Source organism: Guyparkeria sp. SCN-R1 (genome assembly GCF_003932495.1).
GTDB lineage: Bacteria > Pseudomonadota > Gammaproteobacteria > Halothiobacillales > Halothiobacillaceae > Guyparkeria.
Map to the genome: position 1 here is coordinate 21010 of NZ_QZMT01000007.1, position 19215 is coordinate 40224.

Consider the following 19215-nt stretch of genomic DNA (forward strand, 5'->3'; position numbering starts at 1 on the left):
TTCCCGGACGGCAGCCAAGGGACGGCAATTCAGTCACTTGCACTCAAGTGAACGGGCGGCAGGCCGATAACCGGACAGGGAACACGAGGAATCCAGCATGAGCTTTACGGTCTTTGGTCGCGGGGTCAGCGACGGGGTGACGATCGACGAGGCGACGTCACCCGGCCTGCTGCGCCCGCCGATGATGGTCGAGCCGCCGCCGGCGGTCCGCGAGGACCAGGCCGGTACGCCGTTCGCGCTGGATCGTGAGGCTCGCAGCCCCCGGGGTGACTCGCTGCGTGCCTATCGAGAGGCCGCCGGGCAGGTCAACCGGGAGCCGGCGCCGGTGTCGGTGGCCGAGCAGATCATGTCGCGCCCGGCGCTGACCATTGGCATCAACGACACGGTGGGGCGCGCGCGTGACCTCATGGCCGAGCGTCGCATCGGCCTGTTGCCGGTGATGGGGGAGGACGGGCGCATCGAGGCGGTCATCACCCGGGGGGATATCACGCGCCAGCGGATTCGTTACTCGGATCTGGCCAAGATGCCGGTGGGGGCGATCGCCCGCTTCGAGGTGTTGACGGCCGGCCCCCAGACCAACGTCCGCGAACTGGCCCGGGTGCTGCTTGAACAGGACATTCGTGGCATGCCGATCGTCGACCAGGCCGAAGACCCGCCCCGGGTCATCGGCGTGGTGACGCGTAGCGACATCCTGCGTACCTTGATCAACTACGCGCCGCTCGAACTCTGGCTCTAGTACCGTTCCGGTAGGGGGTCAGATGGCCGGCGTCGTGCCTTGGCGTTGCGCCAGTGCACAGCTGTCGCTGTAGGCATCGCGCATCAGGTTGAAGCAGGTGGCCAGGAACAAGCTCTGCAGTTCCACGAACTCGTCAAAGGATTCCCGCTCGGCCTGTTGGCCACCTTCGGCGCTGGTGAGCAGCGTGTCGGCGGACTTGTGCATCTGCACGTGCAGTTGGTGGACCTTGTTGAATTCGCCCTGACGTCCCGGCGGGGCGCCGTGGCTTTCCAGAAAGCGGCCGAAACGGCATTCATGCTCGCTCAGTGCCGGCCGCGGCGTGCCATACAACAGCACCGCCATGATTCGTGAGTACCAGTCGAAATGCCAGTAGGTGACTTCCTCGAAGCCGTCGATGAAGGCCTGGTAGTCGAACGGTTCCGGCAGGTTCGGGGACGATGCACTCATGAGTGATTTCACTTGCGGTGTGGGGCGTGGGGTCAGTCTAGGGAAGGTCTGCAGGAATAGCCAATGCCTCTGCGGGTCGCCAGGCGTCCAGATGCAAGGCGCAGTGCGCCGCCCAATGGCCGTCGCCATTGGCAAGCGCTGCAACACCGCAGATGGGCGCCTGGCGGCCCGCCCGAAGGGGCTTACCGGCTTGCCCGCCCTCGGTATTGCCGATTCTCGCCGGGCCCTCGTTATCATATTGGGCCCGCCTTCGAATCGGCGCCTTGATGGCGAAGAAGCCGGTAAGCCAGAGGCATTGGCTATTCGTGCAGACCTTCCCTAAGCGATTTCATTTCGCCCTGACAGGCTGATTCGAACATTCGGCCATGACGACTTGATGTCGCCAGGGCGGTATCGAATGCGGACTAGCCGTCCATCAGCCCGGCCAGATAATGCAGATCGACCACGCCGTTGTCGGGGGCGGGGCCGGCAAGCGTTTCGGCGGGGGCGCCCGGTTCGCCCAGCTGTGAGAGCACGGCAATTGCCCCGTCGAAATCGTCCCCGGCGGTGTAGTCGTTGATCGTGACCAGGACCGGGATGTCGGCGGCGCAGGCCGAGCGCACCCCGTTGGCCGAGTCCTCGAGCGCAATGGTTTCACCCGGGGCCAAGTCCATCTTCTCGAGCGTCCAGGTGTAGATGTCCGGGGCGGGCTTTTTCTTCGGGACGATGTCGCCGGCGGCGATCACCTCGAACCAGTCGGGGCTGTCATCGCCCAGCGTGGCGCGCAGCAGGCCGGTCACGTTCTCCGGGGTGGTGGTCGTGGTGATGGCCAGGCGCATGCCGGCATCACGGGCCTCGTCGATCAGTCGCTTTACCCCGGGGCGCAGCGGGATCTCGCCGCGCTGCAAGAGCTCGAGGTAATGCGCCGTCTTGGCCTTGTGCAACCCGGCGATCCAGGTGGTCAGGTCATCGACGGCGGGCAGCGTGGGGGCATGGGTGTCGATGAAGTGCCGGATGCGCTCCTTGCCGCCGGTGACGGTCAAGAGCTCGCCGTAGGTGGGAATGTCCCAGTGCCAGTCCAGCCCGGCCTCGCGGAAGGCGAGGTTGAAGGCGACGCGGTGGCCGTCGCGTTCGGTGTCGGCCAAGGTGCCGTCGACGTCGAAAAGGATTGCGTGCAGCATGCGGGGTCCGTGCGTTTGTGGTTACCATTGGGCCCGTCCGTCGACAGACGGGTCGAGAATCGAAACGAACGAGAGTCTACTCAATGCGCAAACGACCGGCCAGTTCCGGTGCCCGCTGGATTGCGGGTGGCTGGCAGCTTTTGAAGACCCGCCCGGGTCTCGTGATCGGCAGCGTGCTGCTGATGTACCTGTTGGTGTTCCTGACCAGTTTCGTGCCGTTGATCGGCATGGGGGCCGGCTATTTGATCGCACCGATCCTCGGCGGTGGCGTGATCGTGATCTTTGCCCGCATCGCCGAGATCCTCGAGCGGGCCGAAGATGAGCCGCTGGCCCGCGAGCAGCCGATCGGTTTCGATCTGCTGTTCTCGCAGTTCTCCGGGCAGGCGCCGTGGCGCCCCTTGCTGGGGCTGGGTGGCGTGACGATCCTGGTGAACCTCGCCATCCTGCTTCTGTTGGCGGCCTTTCTCACCGCGGCAATGCCGGAGGGCGGTATGGCCGCCCTGAACGACCCTGAGACCACCGACAGCGAACGCCTGTCGCAATTGCTGCCCATCCTGACCTCGGGGTCGGCCATGGGTATCTGGCTGGCGGTCATCGTGATCTACGTGCTCTATCTCTCGGCGATGCTGTTCGCCATCCCGCGGGTGGTGCTCGCCCAGGCGAGTCTGACCGCGGCGCTGGTGACCAGCTTTCGCGCCGTCTGGATCAACTGGTTGCCGATGCTGATTTTCGGCCTGATCTGGCTTGCCCTGTTCATGACCATACCCCTGACCGCGGGGTTGAGCGCGATCCTGCTGGTGCCCTGGGCATGGGCGGCGCTGTATGCCGCCTACGTCTCCATCTTTCCGGCCGAGGAGCCGCACGTCGAGGTGGGCTGAGGTTGCGCGGGCCGCGCCGGGCCCATCCAGGTGATCTTCAGGCAAACAAAAAGGCAGCGTGCCAGCACGCTGCCTTTTCTTCTTGGTCGTTCCGGACCGCGTCCGGATCGCCGCGCTCGATCAGTGCTCGTGACCGCCCGGGCCATGGACGTGACCGTGCTCGATCTCTTCCTCGGAGGCCGGACGCACGTCCTTGATCTCGACGTCGAAGTGCAGGGTCTCGCCGGCGAGTTCGTGGTTGCCGTCGAGGGTGATCTCGTCGCCGTTGACGTCCTTGATGGTCACCACGGTGACGCCGCCTTCGGTCTGGGCCTGGAAGCGCATGCCCGGCTCGATCTCGTCGACGCCCTGGAACATGGAGCGCGGCACGGTCTGGATCATTTCCTCGTTGCGCTCGCCGTAGGCATCGGCAGGCTCGATCGAGACGGACAGGGTGTCACCGACCGCCTTGTCGTCCAGCGCCTTCTCCAGGCCCGGGATGATGTTCTGGTGGCCGTGCAGGTAGGCCAGCGGGCCGGTCTGCTCGGAGCTGTCCATGACTTCTCCGGCATCGTTTTTCAGGGTGTAGTCGATGGAAACGACGTGGTCGTTTTGAACTTGCATTGATTTGCCTCGCGTGGACGGCTGTGAATGTCGGGGACGCTTCCGAATCCTTCTGCGACGTCAGGATCGATGAGAGATTCCCCGGACGCGCGGGCTGGCGCCCTAGCGCGTGCTGAGGTGATAGAAGTGGTTAGTGGCGGCGACGAAGCCCGATGGGCTGCCGCAGTCGAAACGCCGTCCCTTGAACCGATACGCGATCACCTTGCCTTGTTCAGCCTGCTCGCGCAAGGCGTCGGTGATCTGTATCTCGCCGCCGGTGCCCGGCGGGGTGTCCCGCAGGATGTCGAAGATGTCCGGGGTCAGGATGTAGCGGCCGATGATGGCGAGATTGCCCGGCGCATCCTCCGCACTGGGCTTTTCCACCATGTCGGTGACTTGGATGACGTCGTCGTCGATCGGGGTGCCGCCGATGATGCCGTACTTGTGGATGTCCTGTTCGGGGACCTCTTCGACGGCGATCACCGAGCACTGGTGGCGCTCGTAGATGGTGGCCATCTGCGCCATGATTCCGACCGGCGAGCCGACACACAGGTCGTCGGCCAGGACCACCCCGAACGGTTCGTGGCCGATCAGACGCTCGCCGGTCAGGATCGCGTGCCCCAGGCCGAGCATTTCCAGCTGGCGGGTGTAGGAGAAGGTGCAGTTGTCGATCAGGCGGTCGATCGAGGCGAGCAGAGACTCCTTCTTGGTGCCGCGGATCTGATGCTCGAGTTCGTAGTTGACGTCGAAATGATCCTCCAGCGCCCGCTTGCCGCGCCCGGTCACCATGGCCATCTGGGTCATGCCGGCCTCAAAGGCCTCCTCGACACCGTACTGGATCAGCGGGCGGTCGAGGATCGGCAGCATTTCCTTGGGCATAACCTTGGTGGCGGGCAGGAACCGGGTGCCATACCCGGCGGCAGGAAACAGGCACTTGTCGATCATCGTCAGTCCTCTGATTTGAAGTTTGTTTGTTCGGGGCGGCTACGGGCCACCGTGTTTCGGGCCTTCAGGTATCGCCGCCGCTTGATGCTGTGCCACCAGGCGGCCAGGAAGGCGAGCGTCGAAGCGGCCGCGATCAACAGGTGCCAGCCGCGATCGGCCGCCACGGCCCAGGCATCGGTGGCCGAGATCAGCAGGTAAAACAGGGCGACCAACGCCGCCCAGATCATGGTCTTGTAATGCCCGAGCCACAGGCCGGGTAAAACGACGATCGCCGGCAGCAGCATCAGAATGGTGGTCAGGCCCGTCGGGCGGATCTCGGCGCGACCCGCGAACCACAGACCGAGATACCCCGCGATCACGGCGAGCAGCCCGAGCACCATTACCCGCACTGGCCAGATCGGCAATCCTTCGCTGGTGTGACCGGCAAACATCAGATCAGTTGCATGGCAATCGTGGCGACCCGGGCGCCCAGCGCCCGAGTGAGTTCGCGCTCGTCGCGACTGAGCCGGGGATGGTCGTTGGCGGTATGGCTGGCACCGTAGGGGGTGCCGCCGGTCTGGGTGTGCGCCAGTTCCGGCTGCTGGTAGGGAATGCCGGTGATCAGCATGCCGTGGTGGATCAGCGGCACGATCATCGACAGCAGGGTGGTTTCCTGGCCACCGTGCATCGACCCCGTGGAGGTGAACACGCCGGCCGGCCGACCGGCCAGCTCGCCGCGGAACCACAGCCCGCTGGTGTCCTCGAGAAAGCGCTTGACCGCCGAGGCCATGCCGCCGAAATAGGTCGGACTGCCCAGGAGCAGCCCGCGGCATTCGCGCAGATCCTCGAGGCTCACCTCGGGGTCGCCGTCGGTCGGTTGGTGGCCATCGGGGCAGGGGATGCGTCGCAGTCGGGCCTGGGCGCCCTCGACCTGTTCGACACCGCGAGCGGCCTGGCGGGCGAGCGATTCGGTGTTGCCGGTACGGCTGTAGTAGAGAATCAGGATGTCCACGGGAATTTCCGGCAGGGGTGGTAACGCGATTGCGCCTCGCGCCAGTCTAGCAATAACCTCCACGGGGAGGGAGCCGCGGTCGGTTCTCGGCGCGCCGAGCCGATTGGTCATGAAGTCAGTGCCGGTGCCATCGAGCCGAGATGTATTGACAAATCCGCGATCCGGTTTGATTGTTAGCCCACTATCTGTCTTGCTGCATGTGTGCGCAGGACACGGTGACATCGAGAGGATACGGCGATGACTGCAAGCCAAGTGACAAGCCTTCGAATGGGACACATGGAGCATCAACCGATGAACGCCGTGCGTTCGGTCACCGGTCGACTGATCGCGCTGGGCGGAGCACTGGTAGTGGCCGTCGGGTTGGCGTTTGCGCCCACCGGTCATGCGCAGGAGCTCGAGGGCTTCTGGGACGATCCGTTCAAGGACTTGCAGGCCGACGTCGAGCAGGCCCGCGACGAGGGCAAGGCCGGGGTGTTCGCCTTCTTCGAGATGGACGAGTGCCCCTTCTGCCATCGGATGAAGACCCAGGTGTTTACCGACCCCGAGGTGCAGGAGTACATCAAGGAGCACTTCGTCACGGTCAGCATCGACATCGAGGGTGACGTGATGATGACCGCCCCCGACGGCGAGCAGATGAAGGAGAAGGATTTTGCCTTCAAGAAATACCGTGTGCGCGCCACGCCTGTGATGATCTTCTTCGACACCGAAGGCGAGCCGGCGCTGCGCTATACCGGCCCGACCCAATCGCCCGAGGAATTCCGGCAATTGATGGCGTTCTTCGCCTCCGGTGCCTACAAGGAGCCGGGCATGAACTTCTTCAAGTACAAGAAGCAGTGACCGTCTGCGCCGCCCAGGGCGGCGTGGCGATCCGGCAGGGAGGCAACGAGCATGGTGGAACGGCGACTTTTCGGCGCGAGCCGGTCGGCTGGTTGGGCGCGGTTGACCGCCCTGGGGCCAATGGTGGCATGCCTGTTCGTCGGCGCGTCTCTTGCGACGGCGGGGGCGGCGGATAACCTGCCGCTGCCACCGTCGGTTGGTGAGGAGGGGCTGATCAACGCCGAGGCGCTGCCGGAAGCCCTGACGTTCGAGCAGATGCTGGCCCTGCCGTTGGACAACCAGTACGGCGTGGTGGCGGCGCGGGCACGTTATGAACGTCGGCGCGCCGAACAGCAGATGATCCGCTCGTCCAATCGACCGCAGGTGATGGTCGATGGACGACTGCGCTACGTCGAACCGGGGGATCTCGCGGTCGAGAACGACCAGCACGACGACCACCGGGCGGGGCTCTCCCTGCGGCAGAAGTTGTTCGACTTCGGTCGGCAGCAGGACCGCGAAGCCGCCGCCGAGGCCCGCCTGGTCGGCGAACGGCTTTCCCTGATGGATGAGCGGAAACGCCAGCGCCTGGCACTGCTACGGGCCTACTTCGATGTCCTGCTCGCCGACCAGCGCTACCAGGCACTCAACGAGCGCATGGCGATCCTGTTCATTCGCTACGACCGGGCCCGCGACCGGCGCGAGCTGGGCCAGACATCCGACTACGACATCGCGGTGTTCGAGCGCGATTACCAGGAGGTGATGCTCCAGCGCGCCCGGGCGGATGCCGATCGGCGGCTGACCCGCCGCCACCTGGCCGAGATTGCCGGCCGCCCGGGGCAGTTGCCACGCGAGCTTGAAGCGCCGTCGCTGGGGACGCTGTTCGAACGTGACGTGCCGGCGGTGGGCGACCTGATCGAGACCGCCCTCGACGAAGACCTGGCGCTCAATGCGTTGCGCCGCCAGCATGACGGCAGCAAATCGGACCTGGCCGCGGCGCGCGCGGGCAACCTGCCCAGCGTTCACGGCGAGATCAACGACGACCACTACACCCGCGAAGGGGCCACCCGCGACCCGTTCCGCGCCGGCGTCTACCTGGAATTCCCGCTGTTCCGTGGTGGTGCCCGCAACGCCGAGATCGCCGCCGCGCAGGCCGAGCGCATGGACGTGGTCGCCCGCATGGCCGAGCGCGAGGCCGACATTCGCCGTTACGCCACCGAACTGGTGGAGATGATCCGCGTGCACCAGTCGATTGGACAGCAGCGCATCGATGCACTGGACACCTACGCCGAGCTCAACTTCATGCGCAACCAGACCCTCTACCAGATGGAAAAGGCCGCCGATCTGGGGGATGCCATGGCGGAGATGTCGATGGCCAAGTTCGAACGCATGCAGACCACCTACGCTCTGGCCATGCGCTGGGCCGAGCTTGCCTTGTTGACCAATCAATCGCTGGACGCGGTATTGATGGGCGAATCCGGGGACAACCTCGAGGAAGCCGACGGCGAGATCACCACGGAGGAAGCATCATGAAACATATCGATTCGGGGTGGGCGCGTCGTCTCACCGTGCCCGTGGCCCTGTTGGCCATCGGTCTGGGAGGGCCGGTCTGGGCCGTCGAGGTCGAGGGGCAGCTGAATTTCGCCGACCGGGTGGCGCTGTCGACGCCGGTTGCCGGGGTGGTGGAATCGGTGCCGGTTCGTGCCGGCGAACGGGTCGAGGCAGGCGCATTGCTGTTGGCGTTGGATGCCACGCCGTTCGATCAGCGCCACCGCATGGCCGCCGCACAGATCGAGGGGTTGAGCCTGGCCGCCGACGAGGCGGCCTTGGACGCCGAGCGTGTGCAGGCGCTTTATGATCGGACGGTCGGATCGGATTCCGAGCGCGCCCTGGCGGTGATTGCCCGTGAGCAGGCCGAGGGCGAGCGCGACCGGGTGCGCGCGCAGGCCGCACTCCGGGCCTGGGAGCGTGACCAGGCCCGCCTAGAGGCGCCGTTCGACGCGCAGATCCTGTCAGTGGACGCCGCGGTAGGCGAGGTGGTCTCGCCGCAATTGACGCCGCCAACCCTGATCGAGATCGCGCGGGCCGACCAGTTGCTGGCCACGGCACGCGTAAGCGCCGACCAGCTGGGTTCGCTGGCGCTGGGCGATGAGGTCACGGTAGTCCGGGGCGATGAACGTCGGACCGGATCGGTCGACGCCATTCGCGTGCGTAGCGATGGCGACGGGCCGGTGCAGTACGAGTTGGGGGTACGTGTGGAACGGGGTGACGGCTGGCGGGCCGGCCAGTCGGTCACGCTGGAGCTGCCCGACGACTGAACCCCAATGGTGGTTGGACGATTAAAGAGACGGGGCGGGATGAATCATCCCGCCCCGTTTTGATTTCTGCCGGCGTTGGCCAATCAGGCCAGATGCGCATCCAGCCAGTCGAACAGGCCGTCGGCGGCGATGTCCTCGTTGGCCTCGGCATCGCGGCGGCGCACTTCGAGCTGACCGGCGGCGAGCCCCCGTGGGCTGACCACCACGCGCAACGGGATGCCGATCAGTTCCCAGTCGGCAAAGGCCGCGCCGGGACGCATGCCGCGGTCGTCGAGGATGGTCTCGATGCCGCGTGCGCGCAGATCCGCGTAGATGGACTCCGCTCGTTCCATCACGCTGGCATCCTTGTTGGCACCGATCGGCACGATGACGACCGTGAAGGGCGCGATCGGCTGGGGCCAGCGGATGCCGCGCTCATCGAAGTTCTGCTCGATCGCGGCGGCGACGATGCGCGAGACCCCGATGCCGTAGCAGCCCATCAGCGGGGTGATCGGTTTGCCGTCCTCCCCCAGCACCTCGCAGTTCATCGCCCGGCTGTACTTGTCGCCGAGCTGGAAGACGTGACCCACCTCGATGCCGCGGCAGATATCGAGCTTGCCTTGGTTGTCCGGAGCCGGGTCGCCGGCAACCGCGTCACGCAGGTCGGCGGTCTCCGGCTCGGGCAGGTCGCGCGCCCAGTTCACGCCGGTGATGTGATAGCCGTTCTTGTTCGCCCCGCAGGCGAAATCGCTCAGGGCGGCCGCGGCGTGGTCGGCGATCACCGGGATGTCGAGACCGAGCGGGCCGATCGAGCCGACCGAGGCGCCGATCAGCTTGGGTGCCTCCGCCTCGTCGACGAAGGTCAGCGGCTCGGCGATGGCCGGGTGCTTGGTCGCTTTGATCTCGTTGAGGGAGTGGTCGCCGCGCAGGACCAGCGCGACTGCCGTTGACTCGGTGCCGGTGACCAGCAGGGTCTTGACCGTGCGCGAGGCCGGCAGGTCGAGTGTGGCGGCCACTTCCTCGATGGTGCGCGCGTTTGGCGTGGCCACCTCGGTCATGGTCTCGGCTGGCTCCGGGCGCGGCTGCGTGGCCGGGAAGGTCGGAGCCATCTCGACGTTCGCGGCGTAGTCGCCATCCACCGCGTAGGCGATGGCATCCTCGCCGGAGTCGGCCAGCACGTGGAACTCGTGCGAGGCATTGCCGCCGATCGAGCCGGTATCCGCGACCACCGCGCGCCAGGCGAGTCCCAGCCGGTCGAGGATGCGGCTGTAGGCGGTGTACATCAGCTGGTAGGTCTGCTCGAGCGACTCGGCATCGGCGTGGAAGGAGTAGGCATCCTTCATGACGAACTCGCGGGCACGCATGACGCCGAAACGCGGCCGGATCTCGTCGCGGAATTTCGTCTGGATCTGGTAGAAGTTCACCGGCAGCTGGCGGTAGCTCTTGAGCTCGCGGCGGGCGTAGTCGGTGATCACCTCTTCATGGGTCGGTCCGAAGCAGAAATCCCGCCCATGCCGGTCGGTCAGGCGCAGCAGCTCGGGACCGTACTGTTGCCAGCGACCCGATTCCTCCCACAGCTCGGCCGGTTGCACCGCCGGCATCAGCAACTCCAGCGCCCCGGCGGCGTCCATTTCCTCGCGCACGATCGTCTCGACGCGGCGCAGCACCTTCAGACCCAGCGGCGACCAGGTGTAGAGCCCCGAGGCCAGCTTTTTGAGCATGCCGGCACGCAGCATCAGCTGGTGGCTGACGATCTCCGCTTCGGCCGGGGTTTCCTTCATGGTGTTGATGGCGAAGTGGCTGGCGCGCATGGGGGTCTCGTTCGTGTTGGAAAGCGGGGAGGCCGGTGTGTTGTGTCAGTGTCACCGGTTCACGGCAGGCCGGGATTGTACCGAGCCGGGCGCCGGGGCGTCGAGAGAATCAAGCACAAGGGATCTGGAAACGAGAACGGCCGCTCGCGGCGGCCGTTACCTGTGACGATCGGCAGGGGATTATTCCTCGGCGGCGCTGCAGGCCTCTTCGATGATCGCGTCGAGTCGCTCGAGTCGCTCGGTACGTTGCGCTTCGCTCATCGGCTGATACTTGCCGTCTTCGTCCTGGACCATCAGTCGGTTGCCGCTGTTGGCCACCGCCTCGCGCTGTTCCCGCGCCTGACGGCAGGTCTCCCGCGCCTTTTCCCGATCGACCACCTTGACCTCGGTGGCCGGGTCGCTGGCCTTGTCGCCGTCCACTGGCGGTGTCTCTTCGTCCTTGGTTTCGTTCGCCGACGCGCTGGGGGCAGGGTCCGCGCCGCCGGCCTCGAGGGCCTGGGAGGGGCGATCCTTGGGCGGAGTCTGCGAGAACTGGACGTTGCCACGCTCGTCGACGGACTTGTAGATCGTGGACGCCTCGCTGGGACTAGACGTAACGGCCAGCATGACGGCGACGGCCAGCGCAACCGTCAACGTGGCGATGGCGCGACCGACCCTTTTGCCCTGGTGGGCCGGGGGAGTGGGATGTGCTGCGATTCCTTGCATGATGTCGGGTCCCGATGTGATGAACGATCCAGTGACGAGTCTACCCCTGCGCGAACAGGCGCATTGCCCGTTGGAGCATAAACCGCCTGATCGGCCCTGAAAAGCCCTCGACGAGGCGTTTGTGTGGTGCTTGCTGCGCGCGGGTGTTGGTCGCAAAGCACAAGGTGGCTTGATACACTCTCTGCTCAGTTTATCGCGCCCCTTTATCGTTTACCGGAACAGAGACTGAACCAATGGCCGATCGTCGCCTCAAGGTTTTCAATACCGTTGCCCGCCTGCTGAGCTTTACCAAGGCAGCCGAGGCGCTGCACATGACGCAGCCGGCGGTGACGTTTCAGGTTCGCCAGCTCGAAGAGCATTTCGACACCCGCCTGTTCGACCGAACGCACAACCGCGTGACGCTCACCGACGTCGGGCACACGGTCTACGAGATCTCCGAACGGATATTCGAGCTCTATGACGAGATGGACCGACGGGTCAAGGAGATGACCGGGGAGATCGGCGGGGCGCTCAATATCGGTGCGAGCATGACGGTGGCCGAGAACATGCTGCCCGCGTTGCTGGGCAATTTCCGCCAGGAGCATCCCGATCTGTCCGTGCGCCTGAAGGTGGGCAACACCGAATCGGTGGTCTCGATGGTCGAGCACAACGTGGTCGACCTGGCCTTGGTCGAGGGCAGCGTCACCAACAAGAATCTGCTGGTCGAGACCTGTCGCCGCGACGAGCTAGTGGTAATCATGCCGCCGGAGCACGAGCTCGCCGGGTATGGTGATGAGGGCGTGCCGGTCGAGAAACTGGCCAAATACCCGTTCATCTGCCGCGAGGAAGGCTCGGGCACACGCGAGGTGGTCCTCTCTTACATGGACGAGCAGGGTCAGTCCGAGGGCTGGGATGTCTGCATGGAGTTGGGCAGCCCGGAGGCGATCAAGGGGGCCGTCGAGGCCGGCATGGGGTTGTCGATCATGTCATCGGCGGGCATCAGCAAGGAACTCAAGCTTGGCCTGCTGACGGCCGTGCCGCTCAAGCCGCGGCTGTACCGTGACTTCTCCTTCGTGCGCCAGCGTCACAAGTTCCGCCTGCCGGCGATGGAGCAGTTGCTGGAGTTCTCGCGTCACTATTGCCGTGAGAGCACGCCGATGCATGACCTGGAAGTGATCCAGCACACGGCCAACGGCGAAGAGGCCTGACCCGGCTGGTTCTGTTCGAGTCAGCCGAAGCGAGAAAACGCCCGGAGGGTCGCCTCCGGGCGTTTTTTGTTGTGTGAGTCCCCGGGGAGGGGCGGTGTCCGAGGGAGCGCTGCCCGAGAATCGGGGATGAGCGCGCTGTTAGGTGAGGCATGAACAGAGGGCGTGATCGAGCAATGCGGGCTTAAGCCGTTCGCTCTGGCCTTGCTGGGCCAAGGAGACCGGTCCATTGCCGGCGGTGTCATCTGTATTTTGCACACACGAAAAAACCCGGCGCGGGCGGACCCGGCCGGGCTGGATGGCATCGCCCCGAAGGGCGATCAACCGGACGGGGCTTAGAAGCCGCCGCTGGCGCCTGCCTCCATCATCTTCCAGATGGTGTCGCGAACGTGCATGGCGTCTTTCTTGAATTCCGGATCCATTTCCTTGCCGCCGTGAACAAACATGTCCATGTTCAGGCTGTAGAGATGGAAGCGGCCCTCTTCGTCTTCGACCACGCTGATGCGGCACGGCAGGTAGGCCGAGAAGTACGGGCTGAAGTTGACGGCCTTGCGGGCGATCTGCGGGCTGCAGTACTGGTAGATCATCAGGTAGCGCTGTTCTTCGCCCGTCTCGAGCTCGATCTGCTTGGACAGCGGCATCTCCCCAACATTCGCCAAGCCACTGCCGACAGCGGCCGACTCGATGCTGGTCTTGATGTCGTCCGGACCCAGGCCCTCATCGACCTCCATATGCCAGACGGTGGCCGCGCCCAGGTCACCCTCGCTTTCGACGAACTTGTCGTACATCTCGCTGTAGATGTCCATCGCCTTCGGATCGAGGTTGTCCTTGACGGACATGAAGCCGCAGCCGGACAGTGTCAGGATGGCGGCGCCGAGGATCGATACCTTGAGAAAATTGTGCATGTGAGACTCTCCCTGTGTGCTTTTTCGTCTTGAAGCCAAGCTGACTTCGACGGAATCGATTATCTGCGCATTAGTACATGCTTACAAACTTGATTAATTTACTCCTGATAAAGGGGCTTAATTTGGCTATCCAGCCCTGTCATGTCGCGGTTTGATGGAGCGAAAAGCGCCCGCAATGGCACGGGCGACGGGTCTTTTTCGGCCGATTTGTGGCCTTTTCGAGGCTTTCTTAGAGCACCTCGGCGGCAAACTCGGCCAGACGCGAGCGTTCGCCACGGGTCAGCGTCACATGCGCCCCATGAGGCCATCCGCGGAAGCGGTCGACCACGAAGGTCAACCCCGAGCTGGTCTCGGTGAGATAGGGGGTGTCGATCTGGGCGATGTTGCCCAGGCAGACCATCTTGGTGCCCGGTCCGGCACGGGTGATCAGGGTGCGCATCTGCTTGGCGGTGAGGTTCTGTGCCTCGTCGATGATGACGAACTTGTTCTGGAATGTCCGGCCGCGCATGAAGTTAAGCGAACGGATCTTGATGCGCGACTGCAGCAGATCGTTGGTGGCGGCGCGCTCCCAGGAGCCCCCACCACCATCGGTCTTGGCGAGCACCTCGAGGTTGTCCATCAACGCGCCCATCCACGGCGTCATCTTCTCCTCCTCGGTGCCGGGCAGAAAGCCGATGTCCTCGCCGACCGGGATGGTCACGCGGGTCATCACGATCTCGGTGAACAGCTTCTGTTCCAGTACCTGGGTCAGGGCGGCGGCCAGCGTCAGCAGGGTCTTGCCGGTGCCGGCCTGGCCGAGCAGGCTGACGAAATCGACTTCGGGGTCCATCAGGGCGTTGAGGGCGAAGCTCTGTTCCGGATTGCGGGCGGTGATGCCCCAGATCGAGTGTCGCTCCTGCTGGTAATTGGTGACGCTCTCCAGCACGGCGGTGCCGTCGGCCTCGACCTCGCGCACCACGGCGGTAAACGGTGAGGGTGCCTCCAGTCGCAGGTAGAGGTTCGGGTACCACTCCGCGGTGTCGGCGCCGTGGATGCGATAGAAGACGCGGCCCTCGTCCTGCCAGGATTCGAGCGCCTCGCCATGCGCCTCCCAGAAGTCCGGCCCGAGGCTCTCGTGGCCGGTATGCAATAGCGAAACGTCATCGAGGACCTGGTCGTTGTGGTAGTCCTCGGCCTTCAACCCGACGGCAGTCGCCTTGATACGGAGGTTGATGTCCTTGGAGACCAGAATCACCTCGCGGTCGGTGACTCGCTCCTGCAGGGCCAGCGTGATGCCGAGGATTTGATTGTCAGCACGGCTGCCCGGCAGGCTCACCGGCAGGTCGTTGCTCTCCTCGCGCGTCTGCAGGAAAAGCCGCCCGGTCGGTTTCAATGTGCTTTCCGACTGCGCGTGCAGGGCGGTGTGGATGGGCAGGCCATCGTTGATCGTGGCGATGTCGACGTCGGTGAGCATGTCGTCGAGGAACCGACTGACCTGCCGGACGTTGCGGGCCGTCTCGGACTGGCCCTTCTTGCCGGCATCGAGCTCCTCGAGCACGATCATCGGCAGGTAGATGTCGTGCTCCATGAAGCGGTAAAGGGCGGTGGGGTCGTGCATCAGCACGTTGGTGTCGAGGATGAACAGGCAGCGGTTCTTGCGGGTGGTGTTGATCATCGCGTGGGTCTTGCTCCCTGCTGGTGGTTAAAGGCGGGCTGTCGGCCTTCTTAAAGGGCCTTGACCGCGTCGAGTACCGCCTCGACGTGGCCCGGCACCTTGACCTTGCGCCAAGCCTGTCGGATCACGCCGTCGGCGTCGATGAGAAAGGTGCTGCGCTCGATACCCTCGAAGCGCTTGCCGAACATGTTCTTCATGCGCAGGACGTTGAAGGCCTGGCTGACCGAGCGGTCCGTGTCGGCGATCAACGGGAAGTCGATGCCCTGCTTGTCGCAGAACTTGCGATGGCTGGTCGCGTCGTCGTTCGACACGCCGACGACCCGGGCGCCGGCCGCCGTGAAGGCGGGCAGGGCCGCCTGGAAGTCCCGTGCCTCGGTGGTGCAACCGGGCGTGTTGTCGCGCGGGTAGAAATAGAGCACCAGCGGGGTACCGCGAAAGTCCGCCAATCCCAGCGTTTCGCCGTCGGTGGTCTGGCCGGTGAAGTCCGGGGCGGGTTGGTCCGGGCGCGGTTCGGGGGAGGGCGTGGCGCTGCTCTGGCTACTCATTGGGCTCGATGGAACTCCTCGGTTATGACGATGGGATGAAACCGGCTATCCGGCGGTTGGTTCCTGTGATCAATATAGCAGTCGTCCGACGGCCCGTGCGGGCTATGACGATGCGGCGTGGAGCCACCATTGCCCCGGCTTGTCACTGGCGGATAACTGCCGGTACTATGCGAGTTTGGCCCCGCCCTTTAGAGGACCTCCCGCAAGGCTCTCAACGGGGCAGGACGGCCGCGATCCACTGATCCGTAGGCGACTACAAACACGCGAGGCGACATGGCGGCGAAAACGATTACCGGCAGCATGGTGGCCCTGGTCACCCCATTGCACGAAGACGGCGCAGTGGATTATGTCGGTCTCAAACGCCTGATCGAGTGGCACGTTGCCGCCGGGACCCACGCGATCGTCGCGGTCGGCACCACGGGCGAGTCGGCGACCCTCGACTACGAGGAGCACATCGCCGTGATCCGTGCCACGGTGGACCTCACCGCCGGCCGCGTGCCGGTGATTGCCGGCACCGGCGCGAACTCCACTCGCGAGGCGCTCGCCCTGGCGCGTGGTGCCCGATCCGCGGGTGCCGACGCGCATCTGTCGGTCACCCCGTACTACAACAAGCCCACCCAGGAAGGCCTCAAGCAGCACTTCCGGGCGATCGCCGACGCGGTCGATCTGCCGATGATTCTCTATAACGTCCCCGGCCGCACGGCAGTGGACATGGCGCCGGACACGACCTTGTCGCTGGCCGAGCACCGGAATATCGTCGGCATCAAGGAGGCTACCGGCTCGATCGAGCGCATGCGCGACATCATCCAGCGTGGTCCGGACGACTTCGCCGTTTACAGTGGCGAGGACAATCTGGGGGCGGCCTGTATGCTCGGAGGCGGCCAGGGCAGCATCTCGGTGACCGCCAACGTCGCGCCGGCCTTGATGGCGCAGATGGCCGAGTCCGCACTCGCGGGTGACGAGGGGGCGACCGAGTCGCTGGACGCCCGTTTGGCACCATTGCATCGCGAGCTTTTCTGCCAGACCAATCCGATTCCGGTCAAATGGGCCCTGCACCGCATGGGCCTGATCGGACCGACGTTGCGCCTGCCGCTTACCCCGCTGGATGGCTACTGCCATGCGGGTCTCGAGCAGGCGCTGAACGAGGCGGGCTGCCTCGAGTCCGATTGACCAGACCCGCTCTCATATTTCAGACACCCGACACTCAAACAAGACACTGGAACCGAACAGGCATGCGATACCCCACCCCCTCCCGGATGTTGACCTTCGCCGCACTGGCGGCCACGGGCCTGATTAGCGGTTGCTCCAGCATTCCGTTCATCGGCGGCGACGATGACCGCGAGGCCGACCGTGCCGCGCAACTGGAAGTGCCGCCGGCGTTTTCCGCCCCGGCCGCCGGTGGATCGGTTGCCCTGCCGGAGATCGCCTCGGCCCGGGCCGAGCAGATGTCGCGCAACCAGGATGGTGGCGTCCTGGCAACGGGCACCGACATCCGGGTGGCCGGCGAGCCGGGTAGCCGCTATCTGGTCGTGGGCACCAATCCCGACTCCGTCTGGCCGAAGCTGCAGGGCTTTCTGCGCGACGAGGGTTATTCCATTCGTCGGCTGGAGCCGGGCGTCGGTCTGATCGAGACGGACTGGACTGGCGTGGCCAGCAACGATGGGGGCGGTTTCAACATCATGAGCTTCCTCAAGATCGCCCGGGATACGCTGTTCAAGCCGGACTCTATCGAGAAGGTGCGTCTGCGTATCGAACGGGGCGAGGGCGACAGCGAGACCCTGGTATTCGTCACCGGGCAGAAGCGTGAGCTAACCGGCGACGAGCCGCTGGTTCCGGGTGACGAAAGCACTACCTTCGAGTACAGCAACGCCGTCGATTCCTCGGCCATGACCGCCGAGACCATGTCGCGCCTGGCGGCGTATCTCTCGGGCAACGATGCCGAGGAGGCTCGTGCCCTGGTGGGTCAGAAATTCTCCTCCCGCTCCAAGGTGATCACCGGCGACGAGCCCGAGGATCGCTACATCGAGGTCAGCCAATCCTTCCCGCGAGCCTGGAATCGTGTCGGCCTGGCGCTGGATCGCCTCGGCTTCGATCCGGTCTCGCGCAATCAGGACGAGGGCGAGATCGAGGTCAAGCACAGCTACCCGCAGGGCCTTTACGAAGGCATCGTGATGCGCGGCGTAACCATCGACAAGGACGCCGACATGACCCTGCACCTGACCCTCGAGGTCGAGCCGCGGCGTGATGGCGGTACCGACGTGCGCATCGAGCGGATCAATATCGCCGGCGGCACCCTGCCGCAGGATCGGGCGGTGATCCTCTCCAAGATCAACGCGGAACTCGAGTAATCTCGGCGGGCCCGCCGAGGGCCCGACCGCGATTCACAAAAAAGCCCCGTCTCGCCGAGACGGGGCTTTTTCGGTTGCCGAGACGGTGCGAGGAGTGTGCCGTCGGGCTCAGTGCCGGTTCGTCACCCGCGTTATTGCTGGGTGATCGGTCCGGTTATCGACCCGGCCGATGGATCACGGCCCAGGCCGAGTGGTTGTGGATCGACTCGAAGTTCTCGACGCTGATCGAAAAGCCGTTGATCCCCGGGTAGCCTTCCAGCGCATTGGCGACGTCGCGCACCATGTCCTCGACGAACTTCGGGTTGTCGAAGGCGTACTCGGTGATCCACTTTTCGTCCGGGCGCTTGAGCAGCCCCCACAGCGGGCAGGAGCCTTGGTCTTCCACCGCGGTGATCAGGTCGCGCAACGAAAGGGCCGGATCGCTGATCTCGGTCTCCACCGTGATGTGCGAGCGCTGGTTGTGCGCGCCGTAGGCCGAGATTTCCTTCGAGCAGGGGCAGAGGCTGGTGACGGGGATCACGAGCTTCAGGCCGACGTGTGCCCGGCCGTGTTCGACGCGTCCTATCAGGGTGACGTCGTAATCCATCATCGCCCCCTGGCCACTGACGGGGGCGTCCTTGGCGATGAAGTAGGGGAACGCGAAGTGCGCCTCGCCCGAGTGTGCCTCCAGTCGTTCGATCATGGCCTCGGTCCATTCGGCCAGGCTCTCGACAGAGAGCCGCAGTGGCCCCTCGTTGAGCAGCGCCACGAAGCGCGACATGTGGGTGCCCTTCTTGTCGGCCGGCAGCCCGACGGTCAGCTGGCACTCGGCGACCGTCGGGTGTTCCTGGCCGTGGTCGAGGAACGTCATGGGATGACGAATCGCCTTGATGCCCACCTGGTCGATCGCGATATCGCGTGCATCGTGGCTGGACTGGACATCGGGCATGTCGTGGCTGTTCATGGGCAGTTCAAACGCTGTGTGAGTGGGTGGGGCAGTGCCGTTTCGGGGCCCGACTCTAGCACGCCGTTGCGCGCTTCGCCGGGCGGCTCAGGGAAACTCTGCACGAATGCCATGCCACTCTGGCTTGGCGAGTCGTTCGTGATCAAGGCGCGATGTCGCCGGCGTGTCGGTGGCCACGTCAAGACATCGCAACACGGAGCACGGGCGACTCGCCAGGCCCCGACGGGCGCGCCTTGAGCAGGGCATCTGCTGCGTTGTCGTCCTTGGAAAG

General features: G+C 64.9%; 20 protein-coding genes. 8 read left to right on the plus strand and 12 right to left on the minus strand.

The genetic code is table 11. The features are described 5' to 3' along the window. The first annotated feature begins 97 nt into the window (after window positions 1–97). Window positions 98–736, plus strand: coding sequence for an HPP family protein (locus D5687_RS05480; protein WP_125198767.1), 639 nt, complete (start codon window positions 98–100; stop codon window positions 734–736). Between the two features lie 18 nt (window positions 737–754). Here the strand turns inward: D5687_RS05480 and D5687_RS11250 are convergent, their stop codons facing one another. Next, the gene (locus tag D5687_RS11250) at window positions 755–1183 is read right to left on the minus strand and encodes a CZB domain-containing protein (protein WP_158611763.1); all 429 of its coding nucleotides are present in this window, start codon (window positions 1181–1183) and stop codon (window positions 755–757) included. A gap of 404 nt (window positions 1184–1587) precedes the next feature. Then, window positions 1588–2343, minus strand: coding sequence for an HAD family hydrolase (locus D5687_RS05490; RefSeq protein ID WP_125198769.1), 756 nt, complete (start codon window positions 2341–2343; stop codon window positions 1588–1590). 83 nt (window positions 2344–2426) lie between these two features. On the opposite strand from D5687_RS05490, the gene D5687_RS05495 reads away from it, so the two are divergent. Then, window positions 2427–3221: a BPSS1780 family membrane protein gene (locus tag D5687_RS05495; protein ID WP_125198770.1), complete on the plus strand. Its 795-nt coding sequence runs from the start codon at window positions 2427–2429 to the stop codon at window positions 3219–3221. Window positions 3222–3341: 120 nt separating this feature from the next. Here the strand turns inward: D5687_RS05495 and D5687_RS05500 are convergent, their stop codons facing one another. The 4 genes from D5687_RS05500 to wrbA all read right to left on the minus strand — a co-directional run bounded on the left by D5687_RS05500 (window position 3342) and on the right by wrbA (window position 5739). Then, complete coding sequence (locus tag D5687_RS05500; protein WP_125198771.1) at window positions 3342–3824, minus strand: peptidylprolyl isomerase; 483 nt, start codon at window positions 3822–3824, stop codon at window positions 3342–3344. A gap of 102 nt (window positions 3825–3926) precedes the next feature. Further along, the gene (gene galU / locus D5687_RS05505) at window positions 3927–4748 is read right to left on the minus strand and encodes a UTP--glucose-1-phosphate uridylyltransferase GalU (protein WP_125198772.1); all 822 of its coding nucleotides are present in this window, start codon (window positions 4746–4748) and stop codon (window positions 3927–3929) included. A gap of 2 nt (window positions 4749–4750) precedes the next feature. After that, window positions 4751–5179, minus strand: coding sequence for a DUF2069 domain-containing protein (locus D5687_RS05510; protein WP_125198773.1), 429 nt, complete (start codon window positions 5177–5179; stop codon window positions 4751–4753). Continuing rightward, window positions 5179–5739 carry an NAD(P)H:quinone oxidoreductase gene (wrbA, locus tag D5687_RS05515; protein ID WP_240031427.1) on the minus strand — a complete coding sequence of 187 codons (561 nt, stop codon included), beginning with the start codon at window positions 5737–5739 and terminating at the stop codon, window positions 5179–5181. The genes D5687_RS05510 and wrbA overlap by 1 nt, the downstream gene beginning before the upstream one ends. Window positions 5740–6015: 276 nt before the next feature. On the opposite strand from wrbA, the gene D5687_RS05520 reads away from it, so the two are divergent. Genes D5687_RS05520 through D5687_RS05530 form a run of 3 tightly spaced genes read left to right on the plus strand, consistent with a single transcriptional unit; the run spans window position 6016 to window position 8870 of the window. Continuing rightward, window positions 6016–6576, plus strand: coding sequence for a thioredoxin family protein (locus D5687_RS05520; RefSeq protein WP_240031428.1), 561 nt, complete (start codon window positions 6016–6018; stop codon window positions 6574–6576). A 51-nt stretch (window positions 6577–6627) separates the two neighbouring features. Then, entirely contained in the window at window positions 6628–8085 is a 1458-nt protein-coding gene (locus tag D5687_RS05525; protein ID WP_125198775.1) for a TolC family protein, read from the plus strand. Then, window positions 8082–8870, plus strand: coding sequence for an efflux RND transporter periplasmic adaptor subunit (locus tag D5687_RS05530; RefSeq protein WP_125198776.1), 789 nt, complete (start codon window positions 8082–8084; stop codon window positions 8868–8870). The genes D5687_RS05525 and D5687_RS05530 overlap by 4 nt, the downstream gene beginning before the upstream one ends. Before the next feature lie 83 nt (window positions 8871–8953). On the opposite strand, the gene D5687_RS05535 is transcribed toward D5687_RS05530, so the two are convergent. Both D5687_RS05535 and D5687_RS05540 read right to left on the minus strand, forming a co-directional pair. After that, a complete protein-coding gene (locus tag D5687_RS05535) occupies window positions 8954–10660 on the minus strand; it encodes a proline--tRNA ligase (protein ID WP_125198777.1) in 1707 nt (568 codons plus the stop codon). A gap of 180 nt (window positions 10661–10840) precedes the next feature. Beyond that, entirely contained in the window at window positions 10841–11365 is a 525-nt protein-coding gene (locus tag D5687_RS05540) for a DUF4124 domain-containing protein (RefSeq protein ID WP_125198778.1), read from the minus strand. Window positions 11366–11598: 233 nt separating this feature from the next. Between D5687_RS05540 and D5687_RS05545 the strand changes: the two genes are divergently transcribed. Further along, the gene (locus tag D5687_RS05545; RefSeq protein WP_125198779.1) at window positions 11599–12552 is read left to right on the plus strand and encodes a LysR family transcriptional regulator; all 954 of its coding nucleotides are present in this window, start codon (window positions 11599–11601) and stop codon (window positions 12550–12552) included. A 332-nt stretch (window positions 12553–12884) separates the two neighbouring features. Here the strand turns inward: D5687_RS05545 and D5687_RS05550 are convergent, their stop codons facing one another. From D5687_RS05550 to D5687_RS05560, 3 genes are all read right to left on the minus strand, one after another. After that, window positions 12885–13454 (minus strand): DUF302 domain-containing protein, encoded by a 570-nt coding sequence (locus D5687_RS05550; protein ID WP_125198780.1) that lies wholly within the window; start codon window positions 13452–13454, stop codon window positions 12885–12887. Between the two features lie 229 nt (window positions 13455–13683). Beyond that, window positions 13684–15108, minus strand: a complete 1425-nt coding sequence (locus tag D5687_RS05555; protein ID WP_125198781.1) for a PhoH family protein — start codon at window positions 15106–15108, stop codon at window positions 13684–13686. Between the two features lie 50 nt (window positions 15109–15158). Then, a complete protein-coding gene (locus tag D5687_RS05560) occupies window positions 15159–15653 on the minus strand; it encodes a peroxiredoxin (protein WP_125198782.1) in 495 nt (164 codons plus the stop codon). A gap of 273 nt (window positions 15654–15926) precedes the next feature. Here D5687_RS05560 and dapA point away from each other — a divergent pair, with 273 nt between their 5' ends. Both dapA and bamC read left to right on the plus strand, forming a co-directional pair. After that, on the plus strand, window positions 15927–16823 hold the full coding sequence (gene dapA / locus D5687_RS05565) for a 4-hydroxy-tetrahydrodipicolinate synthase (protein ID WP_125198783.1): 897 nt from the start codon (window positions 15927–15929) through the stop codon (window positions 16821–16823). A gap of 62 nt (window positions 16824–16885) precedes the next feature. Then, window positions 16886–18001: an outer membrane protein assembly factor BamC gene (gene bamC / locus D5687_RS05570; protein WP_158611764.1), complete on the plus strand. Its 1116-nt coding sequence runs from the start codon at window positions 16886–16888 to the stop codon at window positions 17999–18001. 154 nt (window positions 18002–18155) lie between these two features. Here the strand turns inward: bamC and folE2 are convergent, their stop codons facing one another. Next, a complete protein-coding gene (folE2, locus tag D5687_RS05575) occupies window positions 18156–18944 on the minus strand; it encodes a GTP cyclohydrolase FolE2 (RefSeq protein ID WP_125198785.1) in 789 nt (262 codons plus the stop codon). Window positions 18945–19215: the final 271 nt, after the last annotated feature.